The sequence below is a fragment of the Congregibacter litoralis KT71 genome, assembly GCF_000153125.2.
GTDB lineage: Bacteria > Pseudomonadota > Gammaproteobacteria > Pseudomonadales > Halieaceae > Congregibacter > Congregibacter litoralis.
Genome location: NZ_CM002299.1, coordinates 3,107,314 through 3,123,944, shown reverse-complemented (window position 1 = coordinate 3,123,944; position 16,631 = coordinate 3,107,314). Strand labels below are relative to the sequence as shown.

The window sequence follows — 16,631 nt, the reverse complement described above, 5'->3', positions numbered from 1 at the left end:
ACTGAGATGTATCGCAGTTCCCCCATGTTTCGAACGCTAGTGTTCTCTCCGTTTCAGGGGTGACTGAGTGACTGTTTCGACTGAGCAAGGGGCAAGGGCGCCAGAATCAGCTAAGGTGTTACCCGAAGAAAAACTCTGTGTGAGTAGAAGGAGACGATCTACATGTTGTTAAGGTACTTACAGGCGTGCACAGCAGGCGCCATGGCCACAGCATCCCTGATGCTGTCCCTGCCGTTTATCTCGCTGCAGGCCGCTGCCGCCGAAAACGCAGACGGCCCGCAGTCCGGATGGGAGATGATCTCTGACGAAGAGAAGACTGCGGTTTTTGCCTTTGCCGAAGACTACAAGGACTTTATGAGCCGGGCGAAGACCGAGCTGAGTTTTGTCACCGAGGCTGTGCGTCTCGCTGAACAAGCGGGCTTTAAAGCCATGCCCGCCAGCGGAAAGTTCAGCCCCGGCGATCGCTACTACGATGTCAACCGGGATCGCACGATCACGCTCTTTGTGGTCGGGACGGAGCCCATGGCGGAGGGCTTCCGGGTCGTCGGTGCTCATATCGATTCACCGCGACTGGAGCTCAAGGGTAGGCCCCTGTATGAATCCCATGGGTTTGCGCTTTTTCAGACCTATCGCCACGGCGGCATCAAAAATTACCAGTGGGTGAATCTGCCCCTGGCTCTTGTGGGGCATGTGGATAAAAAGGACGGCACCCGTGTGGCGGTATCCGTAGGCCTTGATAAAGACGATCCCATTTTCATCATTCCGGATCTTTCTCCTCACGTTGATGCGGACTATCGCAATCGCAAAAATCGCGACGTGATCATGGGTGAGGAGCTGGATCCGATCATCGCCTCCATGGCGCCGGCGGAGGACTCGGTGAAGGATTCCGTGTTGGCCTATTTGAAGTCCGAATACGACATCAGCGAAGACGACCTGGTGTCTGCGGAGCTGGCGATCGTGCCGGCGGTGGAGCCTCGGGATGTGGGTTTTGATCGCGCCATGATGGCGATCTACGGGCAGGACGATAAGCTGTCTTCTTATACGGCGCTGCGAGCGATTCTTGAGCAGAAAAACCCTGCGCGCACGGCCGTCGCATTTCTTGTGGACAACGAAGAGGTGGGCAATATCAACAACACCGGTTCCAACTCCGACTACTTCGTCGATCTCCTGGCGGAACTGGTTTACCTGGAGCGCGGCGATGCCTACAACGACATGGATATCCGCCGCGCCCTGCGGCACACCAAGGTAGTGTCCTCAGACGTTAACCCGGGCATCCATCCTACCTATCCCGGTGTATGGGAGGCGGGGAACGCGCCGCGCCTGGGCTACGGGGTCAATCTAAAGCTCTACGGTGGGGGCTTTAATGCCAACTCCGAGTTTATGGCCTGGAACCGCGCCTACCTCGACGAGGCCGGCGTTGCCTGGCAAACGGCGACCTACAAAGGTCGGGCCTCCGGCGGCACCATCGGCAGCTCCCTGTCCCGGCGCAATATGGAAGTCATCGACTATGGGGTGCCCCTGCTGTCGATTCATTCCACCTATGCGGTGAGTTCCAAGGTGGATGTGCACATGCTCTATCGCGCCATGGATGCCTTTTTCCGCTACGGGGACTGATTAGGGCTAGCGCTCATCGCCGCGTCGCTTGGGGTCGCAGGGCTCTTCGCGGCGCGTGTCATCGATTTGCAGAATCTTCCACTGTCCGTCGACTTTTCGGAATGAGAAGAGATCAATGCCGCAGTGGTGAAACTCGCCGTTTACGAACAGATTGTAGGGTGTCCAGGCCATGGCAACGCTGTCATCGATAAGCACGGTCTCGTCAAAGGTGACTTCATCCAGATAAGCCTCCGAGGTGGATACAGACCTTATCCACCCCTCGGTGTCTTCGGTACCCAGGCGTCCTTCCGGTAGAAAAGCGGATTGCAGCGCCTTAGCGTCTCTGTTGCGCATGGCATCAAACAGGGCATCCACGGCAGCGAGGACCCGGTCCTCTTCGCTGGCTGTTGCGGCTCCGCCAGCGCTCAGGAGCACCGCGCAGAGGACGAGGTGAGCAAAGCGGGTATGCGCGGCGAGAAACTTTCGCGCTACACTCGATGTTCGCATAACGGGTCTGGGAAACTGGTCTGGTGTTTTCAAGGCGGGCTCTCCGAAAAGCAGAAAAAGGATAAGCAATGGAACGCAGTCAGAAGGTAATAACAAACTTTAGCACCGCTGCCGTCAAGCTCAGTGCGGCGCTTATAGCCAGCGCGTTAATCGCGGTGTCCGCACACGCCGGAACAGCCCTTGTGGGCGGACGTTTGATTGATGGCTTTGGCCATGCGCCCATCGCAAACAGTGTAATTCTGGTGGAGGACGGGGTCATACAGGAAGTTGGCACCGTAGGGACTCTGGACGTGCCCGAGGATTACGAGGTGGTGTCTACCGAAGGGATGGATGTGCTGCCGGGGCTGTGGGAAAACCACGCGCACCTGATGCTCAATGGGCACGCGGATTACAGCCACTGGCACCCCACCTACAAGGATCGCCTGGCCAGCGAAATTATGCCCTCCAGCGCCGTCCAACTCCTCCTGGCAGGTATTACCTCGGCCCGGGACCTCGGCGCCCCCTTAGAAGCTTCGATTTCCGTAAAAACGCGTATTGAGTCCGGTGAGATTCCCGGTCCCCGCCTGTTTGTTTCCGGGCCCTTTATTCAGCATGGGGCCTATCCCAATACGGAGTTCTATCGTTGGGGCGTCGACAGCGTTGCCGATGGACGGCGGAAGGTCAAAAAACTTGCAGATGCCGGTGTCGATATCATCAAGCTTATCGATCAGGACAATATGACCCTCGAGGAAGCGCAGGCCGTTGTGGACGAGGCGCATAAGCATGGTCTCAAGGTGGTTGCCCACTCGCACCGTCCCAATGAAGTTCGCCGGGGCCTGGAGATCGGCGTCGACAACTTCGAGCACACGGGACTGACCACCGCTCCGGAATACCCGGCGGATGTCATCGAGATGCTGCGCGAGCGCACGGCAACGGGTCGCATCGCCGGGGGTCCCCTGTTCTGGACACCGACGGTGGAAGGACTTTGGAACTACGATCAGACCGTAGCCAATCCCGAAAAGCTCGACAGCGAGTGCTGGCATCGGGGGCTTGAGCCTTCCACCATCGCCGATATCAAGGCGTCGATTCAGGAGCCCGGACAGTTGGCCTATACCCAGCTCACACCCCTGCGCAAGCCGACGCTCAAGCGCAAGTTCCAGCAGCTGCGGGACGCGGGCGTGGTGATGCTCGTAGGCACCGATAGCGGGATTCCCATGAAGTTTCACTGTCAGAGCACCTGGAACGAGATGGATGTCTGGGTCAACGTGATGGGTGTGGATCCCATGTCGACCATTCGCGCGGCAACCTACTGGGGTGCGGTGATGATGGGCGTGTCTGACAAGGTCGGTACTGTGTCTGCGGGCAAGTATGCTGACATTATTGCGGTAAAAGGCGACGTTCTCCGTCACATCAACCTGCTGTCTCGCGTGGATTTTGTCATGAAGAACGGCGTGGTCTACAAGCAGGATGGCGTTGCCGTGGAATCGGCGCTCTAGGAGTTTTGTCCGTGGGGGAATTTAAGGCCTTTGCCGTAGAGCAGTACCTGTCTGAGCTGGAACACGGGGTGCAGTACAACTTTTCCGAAAGCGGTGTGCACCCCATGAGCTATGCCGAGTTGTGTGACCTGGCAGACATCGACAGAGACGCGCTCTTTGCCACCCTGGTGGACTATCCCCAGGTCAATGGGAACCAGCTGCTGAGAGAACGCATCGCGGCGCTATACCCCAAGGCCCACGCCGACAACGTGCTGGTTACCGTGGGCGCTACGGAAGCCAATACCCTGGTAGCGGCTACGCTCCTTGAGGACGGCGATAACGTCATTCGCTTCAGTCCCACCTACGAGCAGCTCGCCGGGAATGCCCACAACCTGGGTTTTGAGGTGCGCACCGTGGACATGCTGCCATCCCGTGCCTGGGCCATCGACGGTGACGGTCTGACGGCGGCGGTGGACGAGCGAACCCGCATCATCCATGTGGTCAATCCCAATAATCCGACGGGTCAGGTGCTCAGTGATGAGGATCGTGAGGCGATTATCGCCGCGGCCCGTGGCGTCGGGGCCTGGATCGTCGCCGATGAGGTTTACAGCGGTACGGAGCGAAACAGCGATGAGCCAACACCCTCGTTTTGGGGTAATTACGAACGCGTGATCGCCATCAACTCCATGAGCAAGGCCTACGGTCTGCCCGGCCTGCGTCTCGGCTGGCTCCTTGCCCCGGCGTCATTGATTTCCGATTTTTGGCGCCGCCACGAGTACGCATCGATCACCGCGACCATGATGTCCATGCATCTGGCTGCCGCTGCGCTCGCGCCCACCGCCCGGGACGCAATTACCGCGAGGGCACGGCGATTGATTCGCCGGGGCTTTGACACCCTGCAGGAACAGCTGGCGCATCACCCCGAGGTGTTTTCTGTGGTGCCTCCCCAGGCGTCGGCGATGTCCTTTGTAAAATTCAATCTGCCCGTGGACTCCGATACCTTCGCATCGCGGTTGCTGGGGGAGGAAGATGTACTGGTGATACCCGGCTCGCGCTTTGGCGTTGAGGGGCATTTTCGCTTCAGCTCGGCGTTGCCCGACGAGCATCTGCGCGCCGGTCTCGCGCGCATGAATGCGCTTACGGGCCGAATCCTCGGCAGCGCCTGAATCTCGCTGGCACCCCATGCCCTTTATTCGTTTTTTAAAAACACAGCTACGCATGGCGCTCCTCAGCGGTATTGCCCTGGGGGTTCTCCTGGCGCTGTTGCTGCTGTTTACCGGAGGGATTGGTGGTGAGGTGAGTGCGGATATTGAGCCTAGCGCCCTTGATGGACTTTGGGCGCTGCTGGTTTTGCCCCTGCTCCTCGTCGTGCTGGTGCTTGGAGTGTCACCCCTGGCCTTTGTCTTGATGCTGTTGCTGCGACGTTTGAAGCTTCTGTCGGACTAGCCCTGCCGGCGTTTCAGGAGGATCCGTAACCCCCGCGCCGGATTGAAGTTGGTGACCAGCATGGTGCCACTGAGCACCAGTCCTGCACCCAACAGTGTGTGTAGCCCCACGGCCTCATCCAGAAACAGCCAACCCCAGAGCACGCCCCAGAGGGGAATCAGGTAGCCCACGGTGAGCGCCGAGGGGGCGCCTACCGTGGCAATAAGATGAAAGTACAGGAGGTAGGCGACCCCCGTACACAGCACGCCGAGCACCAGGGCAGCCGCTACCGCCCCCGGAGCCCAGACCTCGGGGACGGGCGCGAAGGGCATAAACGGCAGTACCAGGAGCGTGGCCGCCCACAGGCTGCCGTGGGCGTTGGCGTAGGTCTCGACCTTTTCAGCGTACTCAGCGTAGCTACTGGCGATGCCGTAGCAGATAGCAGCCGATGCGGTGAGGACCACCGCCCACAGTGCCTCGGGTTGCACCGCGAGGCCGCCGAGGCCCACGAGACTCGCGACCCCCGCCATGCCCAGCAGCAGGCCGATCACTGCGCGGGGTGTGATGGCTTTGCCCCGCCATAAAAAGCCGATGAGGATTCCCCAGAGAGGGGCGGTGGAATTGAGTATGGCGAGCATGGAGGCGGGGAGTGTCTGCGCCGCATAGGCGAAGGCCCAGAAGGGCAGGGTGGTGTTGAGAGCCCCCAGGGTCAGATAGTGCCGCCAATGCTTTTTGATATTGAGGGGTCGTCTGAGGGCTCTGCTGATAATCAGCAAAATCAATGATGCGGCGAGCAGTCGTATTTCCAGCAGCCAGGTGGGTCCCAGTTGGGAAACTGCCAGACGCATGAACATAAACGACGAGCCCCAAATGGCCGCCAGCGCGATGAGCTGTAAAAGCTGTGCCGCGTTCAAGCGCTTTGTTCCCAGACATGCAGGGCCAGCTTACGCTCGAGACCCCAGCGATAGTTCCCCCAGTCCCCTCCCTGGCGTATCACGCGATGGCAGGGGATGAGATAGGCGATACGATTGCGCGCCATCGCGGAACCCACGGCGCGATGGGCCTGACCCGTGCCTGCAAGCGCACCCAGTTGCTGATAGCTCACGAGTCTCCCCGGTGCGACCTGCATGAGCGCTTCCCAGACCTTGACCTGAAAATTGGTACCCCGCAGCAACAAGTGTAATTTTCCCCGCTCCAGGGGGTTGGCAAAAATCCGCTGCAGCAGTGCCGACGCGGCGGCGCTGTGTTCGACGCGCGTTGCCCCTTGCCAGTCATCCTCGAAGGCGCGCAGGACCTCCGGGTTCTTCGCCTCGTGAAAGCTGAGCTGGCATACGCCCCGGTCACTCCAGGCCACGAAAGCCGCGCCAAAGGGGCTGTCACCCCAGCCGTACTCCAGGGCGATGCCCTTGCCGCGACCGGCAATCTCTCCCGGCGTCATGGCATCGCAGCTGAGGGTCAGATCATGGAGGCGACCCGGCCCGGAGAGCCCGGCATGGAGACTTGCATCGAGTACCGAGGCGTCATCGCGAAGCGCCTCCACCGCATAGCGCCGCGTAATGATCTGCAAAAACCGTTTGGGGGATACGCCCGCCCAACTGCTGAACACCCGCTGAAGATGCGATTCGCTGGTGTGCATGGCCCGCGCCAGGCTCGCCAGATCGGGTTGCTCCCGCTGATGCTCCCGGAGGTAGGCAATGGCATCGGCTACGAGTCGATAGTGGGCGTGATCGGGCGAAGGGCTTTTGGTAGGGGTGGTGGGGCTAGTGGGCATAGTCACGCTTCGGATTGTCTCACTGCTGGACGCGCTCGTGGGGTGCATGACGCTTCTCTCTTGCTGACAGGGTGCGTCAGTGTTTACCCCGGGGGGCGGTGAAGCCACCCGATTCTTGCTAGGAGCCCGGGGTCAGGACTTGTTATCGGGCGCGGGGCCTCAGGCCTTGGGTGTCAGCGCCAGTTGCCGCGACTGCGCCACAAGGCGACCACTGCTGTCCCAGACTTCGCCGTCTTCTTCCATCATGCCGCCGCTGATGAAGCGCGTGCTGAAACGGCAGCGCAGCCAGCCGGGTTCGGGAATGGCGCGGATATGTGCGGTGAGTTCCACGGTAGGCGTCCAGGCGACGGGCAGATTGGCGTTAAAGATGGTCGGTGGAAAACAATCCGTTGCCAGCAACAGGCCGAAGGGGTCCATGGGCTCGTCATCGGGAAATCGCAGCCAGCCGCGGATGAGGGGGTCGCCGGAGGGTTTGCCGCTCAGAAAATTGGCGTCATCGGGATGGAGGCGAAGATCCACGCGCCCCATCATTGCCGGTGGGAATCCCAGTTCCAGATCAGGCACGGTGCGGGGACATTCATCGGGGGGCGGCATGTCCGGCGGGCTCGCGTCCACCCGCGCCGGCCCCTCGAAGCCCTCGAGGTCCGCAAAACTCCCGAGGAGCTCGATGAGCGGTTTTTCCGTGCTGGCCAGGGTCCCGCGGACCGTGGTCAGGCGTCTTCCCGCTTTAACGATCTGGGGGTCGATGGTGACGGGTCCAGGACGGCCCGGTGACAGGTAGTGGGCGGTGACGCTGATGGGATAGGGGCGGGCGGCGGCGGTGGCCATGGCGCGGGCGCCGATGGCGAGGAGGTAGCCGCCATTGGCATTGCCCACGACGTCCCAGCCCTCGGCGATTTCAGCGGTATAGGGGTGTTGTTCACTGTTAATGGCAGTTGCGGTTTCGAAGCTCATGACGTCTCAGCCTTTGGAATACCGTGGATGGAGGTGTCTGTAGCATTGGGAGCGAAAAGGTACCCCCTCCGGGATGGGGATACCAGCCCCTGGAGGGGCCTTTTTGGTGACAGGATCCGGGCGGGCTCCCCGTGCCCCAGACAGCGGGGAGCAGAGGGTTTTCTGTCTCTTGACCCTCGAAGAGTTTCCTGTGAATGTTTGAGGGATAACAATTACCGACGCACGCCATATAAAGGTGTTCCATGACAGGACAAGACAGTAACAGGCTGCTTCTCGAGCTGGAAAAGATACGCCGCGATATCAACCGCGAAATCATGAATCCCGCGATACCGGAGCTCAGTGTCGACGACATGCGCCCCGTGATCACCATGGCGGCACGAGCGCGACTGTCGTACCTCCAGGAACTCATCGACATTTCCAAGATTTCTCCCGAAATGCCCTCCCACGAGCAGATTTCCATGCTCGCCCGTCAGCGCGAGGCCTACGAAGAGCTGCGCGCGGCGGTCAACGCCCTGGAGACGGCTATCGACAGGGGGTATCTCGATGTCACTGGCGCAGGTTGATACCGCTGAGATGCATCCGGAGTTTCCCCATTTGTTTTCCCCTTTGGAGCTGGGGTCCACGCGCTTAAAGAACCGCATCCTGATGGGGTCCATGCACACGGGGCTTGAGGAGCTGGGTCCCACGGGCTTTGAGCGCATGGCAGCTTATTACGCCGAACGTGCCGCAGGGGGCGTGGGCATGATTATCACCGGCGGTAATGCGCCGAATGACTCAGCGGCCCTGGCGCCCGGGGAGTACGGGGCATTTAACAGCGACGCCCACGTGCCCATGCACCGTGTGGTTACCGATGCGGTGCATGCAGCGGCTAGCGACTGCAAAATCTGTCTGCAAATTCTTCACGCAGGGAACCTGGCTTACAGCGCGGACCCCGTGGCGCCGTCACCCATTGCCTCACCCATCAACCCCCGGGAGCCCCGGGCCATGACCCCCGAGGATATCGAATCCACCATTGAAGATTTTGTGCGTTGTGCGCAGCGCGCCAAAAGTGCCGGCTATGACGGCGTAGAAATCATTGGCTCTGCGGGCTATCTCCTGAGCACTTTTTTGCTCGAAAAAACCAACCACCGGCAGGATGAATGGGGTGGCGATTATGCCAACCGCATGCGCCTGCCCGTAGAGATTGTGCGGCGGACCCGGGAGGCGGTGGGAGACGGCTTCATTGTGATTTACCGCATCGCGGCCATGGAGCTGATGGCCGATGGCAGCAGCTGGGATGAGGTGGTGACCCTGGGCAAAGCTATCGAAGCCGCGGGCGCCTCCATCATGAGCACGCACTTTGTGTGGCACCAGGCCCAGGTGCCAACGATCAGCACGCGGGTACCCAGGGCAGCGTTTGCCGGGGTTACGGGGCGCCTGCGTAAAGAGCTGTCGATCCCCATGATCACCAGCAACCGCATCAATATGCCGGCGGTTGCGGAGCAGGTGCTTGCCGATGGTCTGGCGGACATCACCTCCATGGGACGACCCATGCTCGCCGACTCGCAGTTCGCCAAAAAAGCCTTTGAAGGTCGCGTCGACGAAATCAATACCTGCATCGCTTGTAATCAGGCCTGCCTGGATCATGCCTTTCGGGGCAAGACCGTATCCTGCCTGGTGAATCCCCGGGCCTGCCATGAAACGGAGTTGGAGTACCGGCCAACGACGTCTCCCAAACGCATTGCGGTTGTCGGGGCCGGTCCTGCAGGCTTGGCGTTTGCCACGACCGCAGCGTCCCGGGGACATGCCGTGACCCTGTTCGAGGCGAGTGATGAGCTGGGTGGGCATTTCAATCTGGCCATGCGCATTCCCGGAAAAGAGGAGTTCGCCGAAACCATTCGTTACTTCGAGCGCCAGATTGAGCTCACGGGCGTGACGGTCAGGATGGAACATCGCGTTTCCCCGGAGGAGCTGTCTTCCGAGGACTGGGATGAGGTGATTGTGGCGACGGGTCTCAATCCCCGGGATCCGGAGATTCCCGGTATCGATCACCCGATGGTGATGAGCTATGACGAGGCGATTCGTGGAACCCGTCCCCTGGGTAAAGCCGTGGCGATTATCGGTGCCGGGGGCATCGGCTTCGATGTCGCGGAGCTTGCCTCCCATGCCGGCGTATCGGCGGCCCTGGATAAAGATGTGTTTGCCCGGGAATGGGGCATCGATTTCGACAATCATCCCCGGGGTGGTGTGGCCGGTGTCGAGCCCCAGGTGGAGATTGCTGATCGGCAGATTTTCCTGTTGCAACGCAAACCTACCTCCCCCGGGCGAGGATTGGGCCCCACCACGGGCTGGACCCACAAGCTCGCGCTAAAGAGACGCGGCGTGCACATGCTCAAAGGTGTGCGCTACGACGGCATCGACGATCGCGGGCTTCATGTCACCATCGACGAAGAGCCGCAGCTCTTGCCCGTGGATACCATTGTCGTTTGCGCGGGACAGGAATCAGAGCGTAGTCTCTTTGATGCCCTGAAAGACAGGCGAGAGGGCGTGCATTTGATCGGTGGTGCCGACCTGGCCGTAGAGATAGATGCCAAACGCGCCATTGACCAGGCCTGTCGCCTGGCGGCGGCACTGTAGTCTCAGGGGCTTTATTGCGCGGTGAGAGGCGCGGCAACAGGCGCGGTAAGGGAAGCGGTATGAGACGCGGCCTGACTGCCCGGTCCGGTTGAGCAGCCGGCGCCTTTGACGCTTGTCGACGGCGGCGGTATCCCTATGCCGCGTCACCAACAGAAATTTTTGCTGAGTGTTTAAAACGTGCACGTGCCTGCCCATTTGTTAGCCGACGGGATTCTTGTGACGGCCTCCATCGCCATGCTGGTGAGCGTGGTGCTCGCCCTGCGCTATGGGGGATGGCGGTCGCTCACCGAAGAGCCTGGTCGCATGCATCTGGTCGCCGGTGGTGCCGTCGCCTGTCTGCTCCTGTGGCTGCTGAACATTCACCTGGTAGATGGTCTGGTGCTGCACTTTCTGGGTATCACAACCCTGACCCTGGTGGTGGGCTGGTCCTTTACGATCCTCGGGGCGTCTCTGGTAATGATTGCGCTCTATGTGCTTCAGGGGCTGGATTGGGCGGCTTACCCCCTGTCGGTGATGCTTTGCGTGGTGCTGCCCGCAAGCAGCACCTGGTTATTGGGTAAGAGTTTGCACCGACCCGCGCTGCGCCACCCCTTTGTGTATACCCTGGGCGCGGGATTTGCCGGTGGAGGCCTGGTCATTTTGCTCCTTGCGATCGTGAGCGTGCTGCTGTTCTGGGTGAGCGGCCTCACAAGCTATCTGGACAATGCAAAAGAGTTTTGGCCCCTGCTGTTTTTGATCATGTTTTCTGAGGGCTTTATCAACGGCATGTGCGTCTCGGCGCTGGCTGTCTTCTATCCTGACTGGTTGAAAACCTTTGACGATACCTTCTACCTTGATGATCGCCGCCCCTAAGCCTTGCCTCCATGACTGAGTTGCTGCCCTGGGAGTACGGGGCCATCGCTTTGCTGTTTATATGGGGCGGCTTCGTGCGCTCGGGTCTGGGTTTTGGCGGAGCCGTGCTCACCCTGCCGTTTTTGCTCCTTATCCGTGACGAGCCCCTGCTCTTTTTGCCGATTATCTCTGTGCATCTGCTGTTTTTTTCGGGTCTCACGGTATGGCAGGCGCATCGCGCGGATGCCCGGCAGGGTAGGGCGGTGAGTACGGTCAACTGGGACTTTCTTCGCTATGCGCTGCCCCTGATGATCGTGCCCAAGCTCATTGGCGTGGCGGGGGTGATTACTCTGCCGGGATCTCTGGTTACGGGGTTTATCTTCTGCACGGTGACGCTATATGCAATTAGTTACATAGTCGGGCGGCCGTTCAAAAGTAACAGCGCGCGCATTGATGCGATTTTTCTGATGATTGGGGGTTACGTGAGCGGTGTGTCTCTCATCGCAGCTCCCCTGGTGGTGCCCGTGGCCGCCAGTCGTGTGTCCAAAGAGCAGCTGCGAGACACGCTGTTTGTACTGTGGTTTGTGTTGGTGGGTCTCAAACTCCTGGCCTTTATTGCCACCGGTGTGGATCTACAGTGGGCGCAGCACCTATGGCTATTGCCCTGTGCGGCTATGGGGCATGTGCTGGGTTTGAAGTTCCATGCCTACAGTCTGCGTGCGGATACCCAGTTGTTTTTCCGTTACCTGGGGTTCGCCCTGCTCATGGTCAGTATTGCGGGTCTGGCGCGATTTTGGATGGACTGGAGCGCTGGCTAAAAGCCGTCGACGGGGGAGGAGGCTGACGCCGTGTTCAAATCCCGCTACCCTTGAGGTTTGGCAGGTAGAGGCATTGTTCATGATTTTTCGAAGCTTAGTGGCGATTGCAGCGATGATTCCCGCACTGGGGCTGGCGCAATCTCTCGGTATGGAGAGCGATTGGCTGGAGCTGGTCAAGGGTCACAGAGACGTGAAGTCGGGTGCCCAGGTGATGGATGTTAAAAAAGATCCGGTAACCGGTAACCAGACAGCCATGATCAAGGTCCCAAAAGCGGTGCTCTTGAGCGAAACCGATATGGAAGAGGTCAAGGTGGTTGCGCGGGCGCCGGAGAAAAGAGAGATGCCCGACCTGCTGCCGGAACTCGAGTCAGAATGGGTCGATGACTACGATAACGACCACTATGGCTTGCTCATAAAACTCAATAGTGACCAAAAAATCCCCTTCCGGCTGTTTTTCTCATCCTACGGCCAGGGTGGCAGTATTGATGGTGGCGTTCAGCCTTGACAGAAATCCCTCAGATACCTATAGTTCCGCCCCCTCGCGCCCGTAGCTCAGCTGGATAGAGTACCTGGCTACGAACCAGGCGGTCGCACGTTCGAATCGTGCCGGGCGCGCCATATAAAACAAAGACTTACCTTCACATCTCGCAAATATCCCGCCTCTAGTTCAGAGGCGCGTGCTTCCTGCACCCACACTGCACCCACAATACTGATCGGTACATCCGCGTTTAACTTAGCCTCGCTTGCGTCAGTTGCGTCAGTTGCGTCAAATCTGAGGCAAACCCCTGCTCGCTTATGAGCACTAACGAGTCGTGTCGCTTTTTGAGACGCGCGAACGTGCTCCAGTGCATACCGCGCGGCTTTCCCCCTGGCCTGTAGTGAATATCAGTTGGCCACTGAAGATGTGCGCGAATACGGTTTGCCATGCGCATAGCGCGTTGATGCGGGGCTTCTCTCTGACTCCGATATACCAACTTGAGGCAATGGCGGCAGGCAAAGAAGCCGGCGTCAAAATAGAGCAAAGCGACACGCTGACCACAGTTCTCGGCCGGGCATAAGAACCATGGCCGCTGCCCGCCTAGGTTGCAGTCTGTCCAATAAAGATCAGTTGGTAAGCTGACGTCACCGCAGGTCTCTGCTGCAGCTGTGTATCGGTAGTTGAGCACTAGGCGATCTAACTCTTTGCGCACGTTGATTGAGGCAATGACTGCGTCACTATCGAACCAATGCCAAGCGAAGGAATGGTCACTTCGCAGCAGTCCTAACTTCCGCCATCGTCTTACGTCAATTGAGAAGTGGTTTTCGACTATGCCTTTTGCATGCCAGTGAGATCTCCGTCCGCTTCCTAGCCCACCCACAAATTTGCACTCCATTTTTACCGAAATCATTTGGCAGCTTATACGAAGCAGCCGACGTCGCCAGCTCGACTACGATTAGTTTGCTCGTATACCTGAGGTCGGTCGGAATTCGTGGAGTCCATCGGATCGTTTATCTTTACGATCTGGAGGACAACGATGGAAAGAATCCCCAAGGCATCTTACACGCCGGAGTTCCGGGCTGAGGCCGTGAAGCTGGTTGAGTCGACCGGCATGTCGGTGGCGAAGGCGGCAGAGCGGCTGTCGATCCCCAAGAGCAGTCTCAGTAACTGGGTGCGTGCAGCCCGGGCAGGAAAGCTGAAGCAGGTGGGTGAGCATCAGCGCGCACCCACAGAGCTTGAGATGGAGCTGGCCCGTGCCCGGCGTGAGCTCGCTGAGGTCAAGCAGGAGCGCGATCTGCTAAAAAAGTTTGCGGCGTACTTCGCGAAGGAATCCCGGTGAGGTACGCGCAGATTCACCGGCTACGGCACGAGCACTCTGTCGCCGCGATGTGCCGTCTGCTGGACGTATCCGAGAGCGGCTACTACGCCTGGCGCAAGCGGCCGCCGTCACCACGGTCGAAGGCGAACGCGCGTTTGACGCTGGAGATCAAGGCGGCTCACGAGCGCACGCGCAGGACGTATGGTCCCGAGCGACTTCAGTCCGATCTTGCCGACAACGGTATTCGTGTCGGCGTACACCGCATCAAGCGTATTCGCCGCGAGCAGGGCCTTCGCTGCAAGCAGAAGCGGCGGTTCCGTGTGACCACGGACTCGAAGCACAGGCTGCCTGTGGCGCCGAACCGGCTTGCCAGACAGTTCTCCGTCGATGTGCCGAACAAGGTGTGGCTGACGGATCTCACCTACGTCGACACCGCCGAGGGCTGGCTGTACCTGGCAGGCATCAAAGACCTGTTCAACGGGGAGCTTGTCGGATACGCGATGTCGGAACGGATGACGGTTAACCTGACGGAGACGGCACTGCGCCGTGCGATCGATGTCAGGCAACCAGGTCCTGGGCTTCTTCATCATTCCGATCGCGGCAGTCAGTACTGTGCGAGGAGCTATCAGCAGCTGCTACGGCAGCACCAGATGCTGTCGTCCATGAGCCGCAAAGGAAACTGTTGGGACAACGCGCCGATGGAGAGCGTTTGGGGAATCCTGAAGTCGGAGCTCATTCACCATGAACGCTTTGAGACGCGTGCGCAGGCGAGAGCAGCGATCCGGGAGTATATTGAGATCTTCTACAACCGGACTCGGAAACAAGCGCGCCTCGGTTACCTATCCCCGGTACAGTACGCTACGCAGCACCGCCACAGTCAGGTGGCATATTGAGCCGGTGGACTCTACGAAAACCGACCGACCCCAACCTGCCCTGATTAAGGTGGTGATACGAACTAAACCGCCGCCAAATTAAGCACTAACACATGGTAAATTAGTAAGGTGACCAATATTTGGACTAAGTGCGGCTCCATAATCGCCCCTCTTATTGGTCCGACAGGAATCGTCCCATCGCGTCACGCGGCCTCACTCGCCCCTCTGTTTGGACCGGTCTTTGACCAGCTTTTGGACCGGGGTTTTTGCTTTGGTCACCAGAAAATTTTCGTCGTGGAGTTATCGTTGATTTCACTTCGAGGTTCTTTCCCTCACAATCATCTATGCTTTTCCAAGTCAGAGCGTACAGCGCGCACGTTCCACCAGGATTGAGGAATTTACCTTCGCGTGTCCGAATAACCATTTCTGCATCAATAAGTTGCTCAAGGGCTTTTGCTATTGTTCCCTTGGAGCGCCAACCGCGCTTCTTCAAATCGCTATACGCTGCGCTTAGATCACCGTTGTTGCTCCCATCATATTGACAAGCGAAGTCCATGAGGAGCTTTACCGCGTTACCACTTAGTTGCTGGTAGTCCGGGTGCTTCCAAACGACTTTGGGCAGGCCTCCGAAGCCTCCAGGTGGAAAATCCTCTTTGCGTTTTCTTCTACGCATTGCAGGTTCTGTCGTTGAGGCCTGTTTCATCCTGCGGTTCTATATCTGCAGTCGGCTCTCCCGTGATTGATCTTTCAAGCAAGCGCAGTGCCTCTCCTCCTGTCTTCAGATTCAGCCGCTGATGGTTAGCTCGGTCCTCTATAAGTGGCGTGTCGGGCGTCTTGGCGGCCTGAGCGCACCATGTGTTGCATAACGCAACAGCTTCTAAATGGTTCACTTTTTGGCCTCCGCTCGGACTTCAGACTGACGGCGGGTTAAATTTTTCTGAGCCTCAATCCATGACTCGACTTCGTGCTCTAACCAGCCCACTGATCTTCCGCCGAGCGATATTGGCCGCGGAAACGCGTGATTGGAAATGCGAAGGTATAGGGTGGATCGGGATAAACCTGTTCGGGCTTTGACAGCGGGTAGTCTGAGGACCTTGTTGACCATGCTCGTGCCTCCTTGCGGCTTGTTGAACATGGCTACAATGATGAGTGCGATGTTTTTCTACCGCATCGCAATAAATAGCAGCACAATCGATATTTACTGCGACAAAGCCGAGCTCCTAGTTTTTCTTCCTCAGCGCCTTCATTTCTTTCTTGAACTCAATGTATGTTCTTCCAAGTTCAAGCTCTGATTCTGATCCGCTGAGTCGGGGCCTATGCTGGTAGTAGTCGTTTTGAACCGACCGCACGCTGCGATCAGTCAGTTTCGCCACGATTTCACTAGCAGACTCCTTTTTGGTCCCAGCTTCGTTTATCGGATGTCCCACGGATGAAAGGTAAGCAAGCATGATTGCGTTCTGCTCGGACTTTTTTTGCCCAAAGAAGACCTGTCTCACAAAGCTATCGAAATTTTTGTAAAGCGCGCCGTCGTCTATCGAAGGGCGTCCTTTTTTCTTCTTGACCGGCTTGGTCATTAGTCTTGCGAATTTGGTGGGGTCATCTATTTGGCGCACCAAAAACCGGGCAAGGCCGCCGGGAAGTGAATTACGGCGCAATAGCTGTTCCCGTGCCGCTAACACCAAGAATCTTGCGGCTTTCGCATCACCCTTGAGGGCTGCCCGGTAAGCCCTAAAGAAGAGGCTGTGTGGTTGCATGCTCATTGGCAAACACAGCCGTGAGGCGGGCGAGGAAGCCAGCCAGGGAGAGCTAGGACGTCAGGAGCTGATTTCAAATTGCGAAGCGGTCATCAGTTGAGTACCCCGTGGTTGCATTTCCAGAGTTATGAGAACCTTTACATTCGAAATCTACACCAGGATTATATCGGATGTAATGGTGATTTCTGGGCTTTTAATGGACACTACGCCTACGCTCGAATCCGTTGGCTGTATAAGGCC

General features: G+C 58.5%; 17 protein-coding genes and 1 tRNA gene. 11 read left to right on the top strand and 7 right to left on the bottom strand.

Features of this window, described 5'->3' with window-relative positions; all coding sequences use genetic code 11:
- Positions 1 to 201: 201 nt before the first annotated feature.
- Positions 202 to 1,614 (top strand): zinc-binding metallopeptidase family protein, encoded by a 1,413-nt coding sequence (locus tag KT71_RS14185; RefSeq protein WP_008294684.1) that lies wholly within the window; start codon positions 202 to 204, stop codon positions 1,612 to 1,614.
- Positions 1,615 to 1,620: 6 nt separating this feature from the next.
- On the opposite strand, the gene KT71_RS19800 is transcribed toward KT71_RS14185, so the two are convergent.
- Positions 1,621 to 2,133 (bottom strand): nuclear transport factor 2 family protein, encoded by a 513-nt coding sequence (locus KT71_RS19800; RefSeq protein ID WP_152025251.1) that lies wholly within the window; start codon positions 2,131 to 2,133, stop codon positions 1,621 to 1,623.
- A 35-nt stretch (positions 2,134 to 2,168) separates the two neighbouring features.
- On the opposite strand from KT71_RS19800, the gene KT71_RS14175 reads away from it, so the two are divergent.
- Genes KT71_RS14175 through KT71_RS14165 form a run of 3 tightly spaced genes read left to right on the top strand, consistent with a single transcriptional unit; the run spans position 2,169 to position 5,000 of the window.
- Positions 2,169 to 3,575 (top strand): amidohydrolase family protein, encoded by a 1,407-nt coding sequence (locus KT71_RS14175; RefSeq protein WP_008294686.1) that lies wholly within the window; start codon positions 2,169 to 2,171, stop codon positions 3,573 to 3,575.
- Positions 3,576 to 3,586: 11 nt separating this feature from the next.
- Positions 3,587 to 4,720 carry an aminotransferase class I/II-fold pyridoxal phosphate-dependent enzyme gene (locus KT71_RS14170; RefSeq protein ID WP_008294687.1) on the top strand — a complete coding sequence of 378 codons (1,134 nt, stop codon included), beginning with the start codon at positions 3,587 to 3,589 and terminating at the stop codon, positions 4,718 to 4,720.
- A 16-nt stretch (positions 4,721 to 4,736) separates the two neighbouring features.
- The gene (locus KT71_RS14165) at positions 4,737 to 5,000 is read left to right on the top strand and encodes a hypothetical protein (RefSeq protein WP_023660105.1); all 264 of its coding nucleotides are present in this window, start codon (positions 4,737 to 4,739) and stop codon (positions 4,998 to 5,000) included.
- On the opposite strand, the gene KT71_RS14160 is transcribed toward KT71_RS14165, so the two are convergent.
- The 3 genes from KT71_RS14160 to KT71_RS14150 all read right to left on the bottom strand — a co-directional run bounded on the left by KT71_RS14160 (position 4,997) and on the right by KT71_RS14150 (position 7,704).
- Positions 4,997 to 5,893, bottom strand: a complete 897-nt coding sequence (locus KT71_RS14160) for a DMT family transporter (protein WP_008294689.1) — start codon at positions 5,891 to 5,893, stop codon at positions 4,997 to 4,999. The two genes, KT71_RS14165 and KT71_RS14160, sit on opposite strands and share 4 nt — an antisense overlap.
- Positions 5,890 to 6,750 (bottom strand): bifunctional helix-turn-helix domain-containing protein/methylated-DNA--[protein]-cysteine S-methyltransferase, encoded by an 861-nt coding sequence (locus KT71_RS14155; RefSeq protein ID WP_008294690.1) that lies wholly within the window; start codon positions 6,748 to 6,750, stop codon positions 5,890 to 5,892. The genes KT71_RS14160 and KT71_RS14155 overlap by 4 nt, the downstream gene beginning before the upstream one ends.
- A 159-nt stretch (positions 6,751 to 6,909) precedes the next feature.
- Positions 6,910 to 7,704, bottom strand: a complete 795-nt coding sequence (locus KT71_RS14150; RefSeq protein WP_008294691.1) for a thioesterase family protein — start codon at positions 7,702 to 7,704, stop codon at positions 6,910 to 6,912.
- A gap of 242 nt (positions 7,705 to 7,946) precedes the next feature.
- Here KT71_RS14150 and KT71_RS14145 point away from each other — a divergent pair, with 242 nt between their 5' ends.
- The 7 genes from KT71_RS14145 to KT71_RS14110 all read left to right on the top strand — a co-directional run bounded on the left by KT71_RS14145 (position 7,947) and on the right by KT71_RS14110 (position 14,658).
- The gene (locus KT71_RS14145; protein ID WP_008294692.1) at positions 7,947 to 8,267 is read left to right on the top strand and encodes a hypothetical protein; all 321 of its coding nucleotides are present in this window, start codon (positions 7,947 to 7,949) and stop codon (positions 8,265 to 8,267) included.
- Positions 8,248 to 10,320 (top strand): NADPH-dependent 2,4-dienoyl-CoA reductase, encoded by a 2,073-nt coding sequence (locus KT71_RS14140; protein ID WP_008294693.1) that lies wholly within the window; start codon positions 8,248 to 8,250, stop codon positions 10,318 to 10,320. The genes KT71_RS14145 and KT71_RS14140 overlap by 20 nt, the downstream gene beginning before the upstream one ends.
- A 177-nt stretch (positions 10,321 to 10,497) precedes the next feature.
- Positions 10,498 to 11,172, top strand: coding sequence for an energy-coupling factor ABC transporter permease (locus KT71_RS14135; protein ID WP_023660103.1), 675 nt, complete (start codon positions 10,498 to 10,500; stop codon positions 11,170 to 11,172).
- Between the two features lie 11 nt (positions 11,173 to 11,183).
- Complete coding sequence (locus tag KT71_RS14130; RefSeq protein WP_008294695.1) at positions 11,184 to 11,969, top strand: TSUP family transporter; 786 nt, start codon at positions 11,184 to 11,186, stop codon at positions 11,967 to 11,969.
- Positions 11,970 to 12,048: 79 nt separating this feature from the next.
- Positions 12,049 to 12,474, top strand: coding sequence for a hypothetical protein (locus KT71_RS14125; RefSeq protein ID WP_008294696.1), 426 nt, complete (start codon positions 12,049 to 12,051; stop codon positions 12,472 to 12,474).
- Positions 12,475 to 12,510: 36 nt separating this feature from the next.
- Positions 12,511 to 12,587, top strand: a tRNA-Arg gene (locus KT71_RS14120).
- Between the two features lie 896 nt (positions 12,588 to 13,483).
- Positions 13,484 to 14,658 (top strand): IS3 family transposase gene (locus tag KT71_RS14110; RefSeq protein ID WP_152025221.1). Its coding sequence is split into 2 segments (ribosomal slippage): positions 13,484 to 13,754 and positions 13,754 to 14,658, totalling 1,176 coding nucleotides; the frame shifts between segments, so codons are not numbered across the junction.
- Positions 14,659 to 14,809: 151 nt separating this feature from the next.
- On the opposite strand, the gene KT71_RS14105 is transcribed toward KT71_RS14110, so the two are convergent.
- The 3 genes from KT71_RS14105 to KT71_RS14095 all read right to left on the bottom strand — a co-directional run bounded on the left by KT71_RS14105 (position 14,810) and on the right by KT71_RS14095 (position 16,397).
- On the bottom strand, positions 14,810 to 15,340 hold the full coding sequence (locus KT71_RS14105; RefSeq protein ID WP_008294697.1) for a hypothetical protein: 531 nt from the start codon (positions 15,338 to 15,340) through the stop codon (positions 14,810 to 14,812).
- Between the two features lie 183 nt (positions 15,341 to 15,523).
- Positions 15,524 to 15,742, bottom strand: coding sequence for a helix-turn-helix transcriptional regulator (locus KT71_RS20195; protein WP_023660100.1), 219 nt, complete (start codon positions 15,740 to 15,742; stop codon positions 15,524 to 15,526).
- Between the two features lie 115 nt (positions 15,743 to 15,857).
- On the bottom strand, positions 15,858 to 16,397 hold the full coding sequence (locus KT71_RS14095) for a hypothetical protein (RefSeq protein ID WP_008294698.1): 540 nt from the start codon (positions 16,395 to 16,397) through the stop codon (positions 15,858 to 15,860).
- Positions 16,398 to 16,631: the final 234 nt, after the last annotated feature.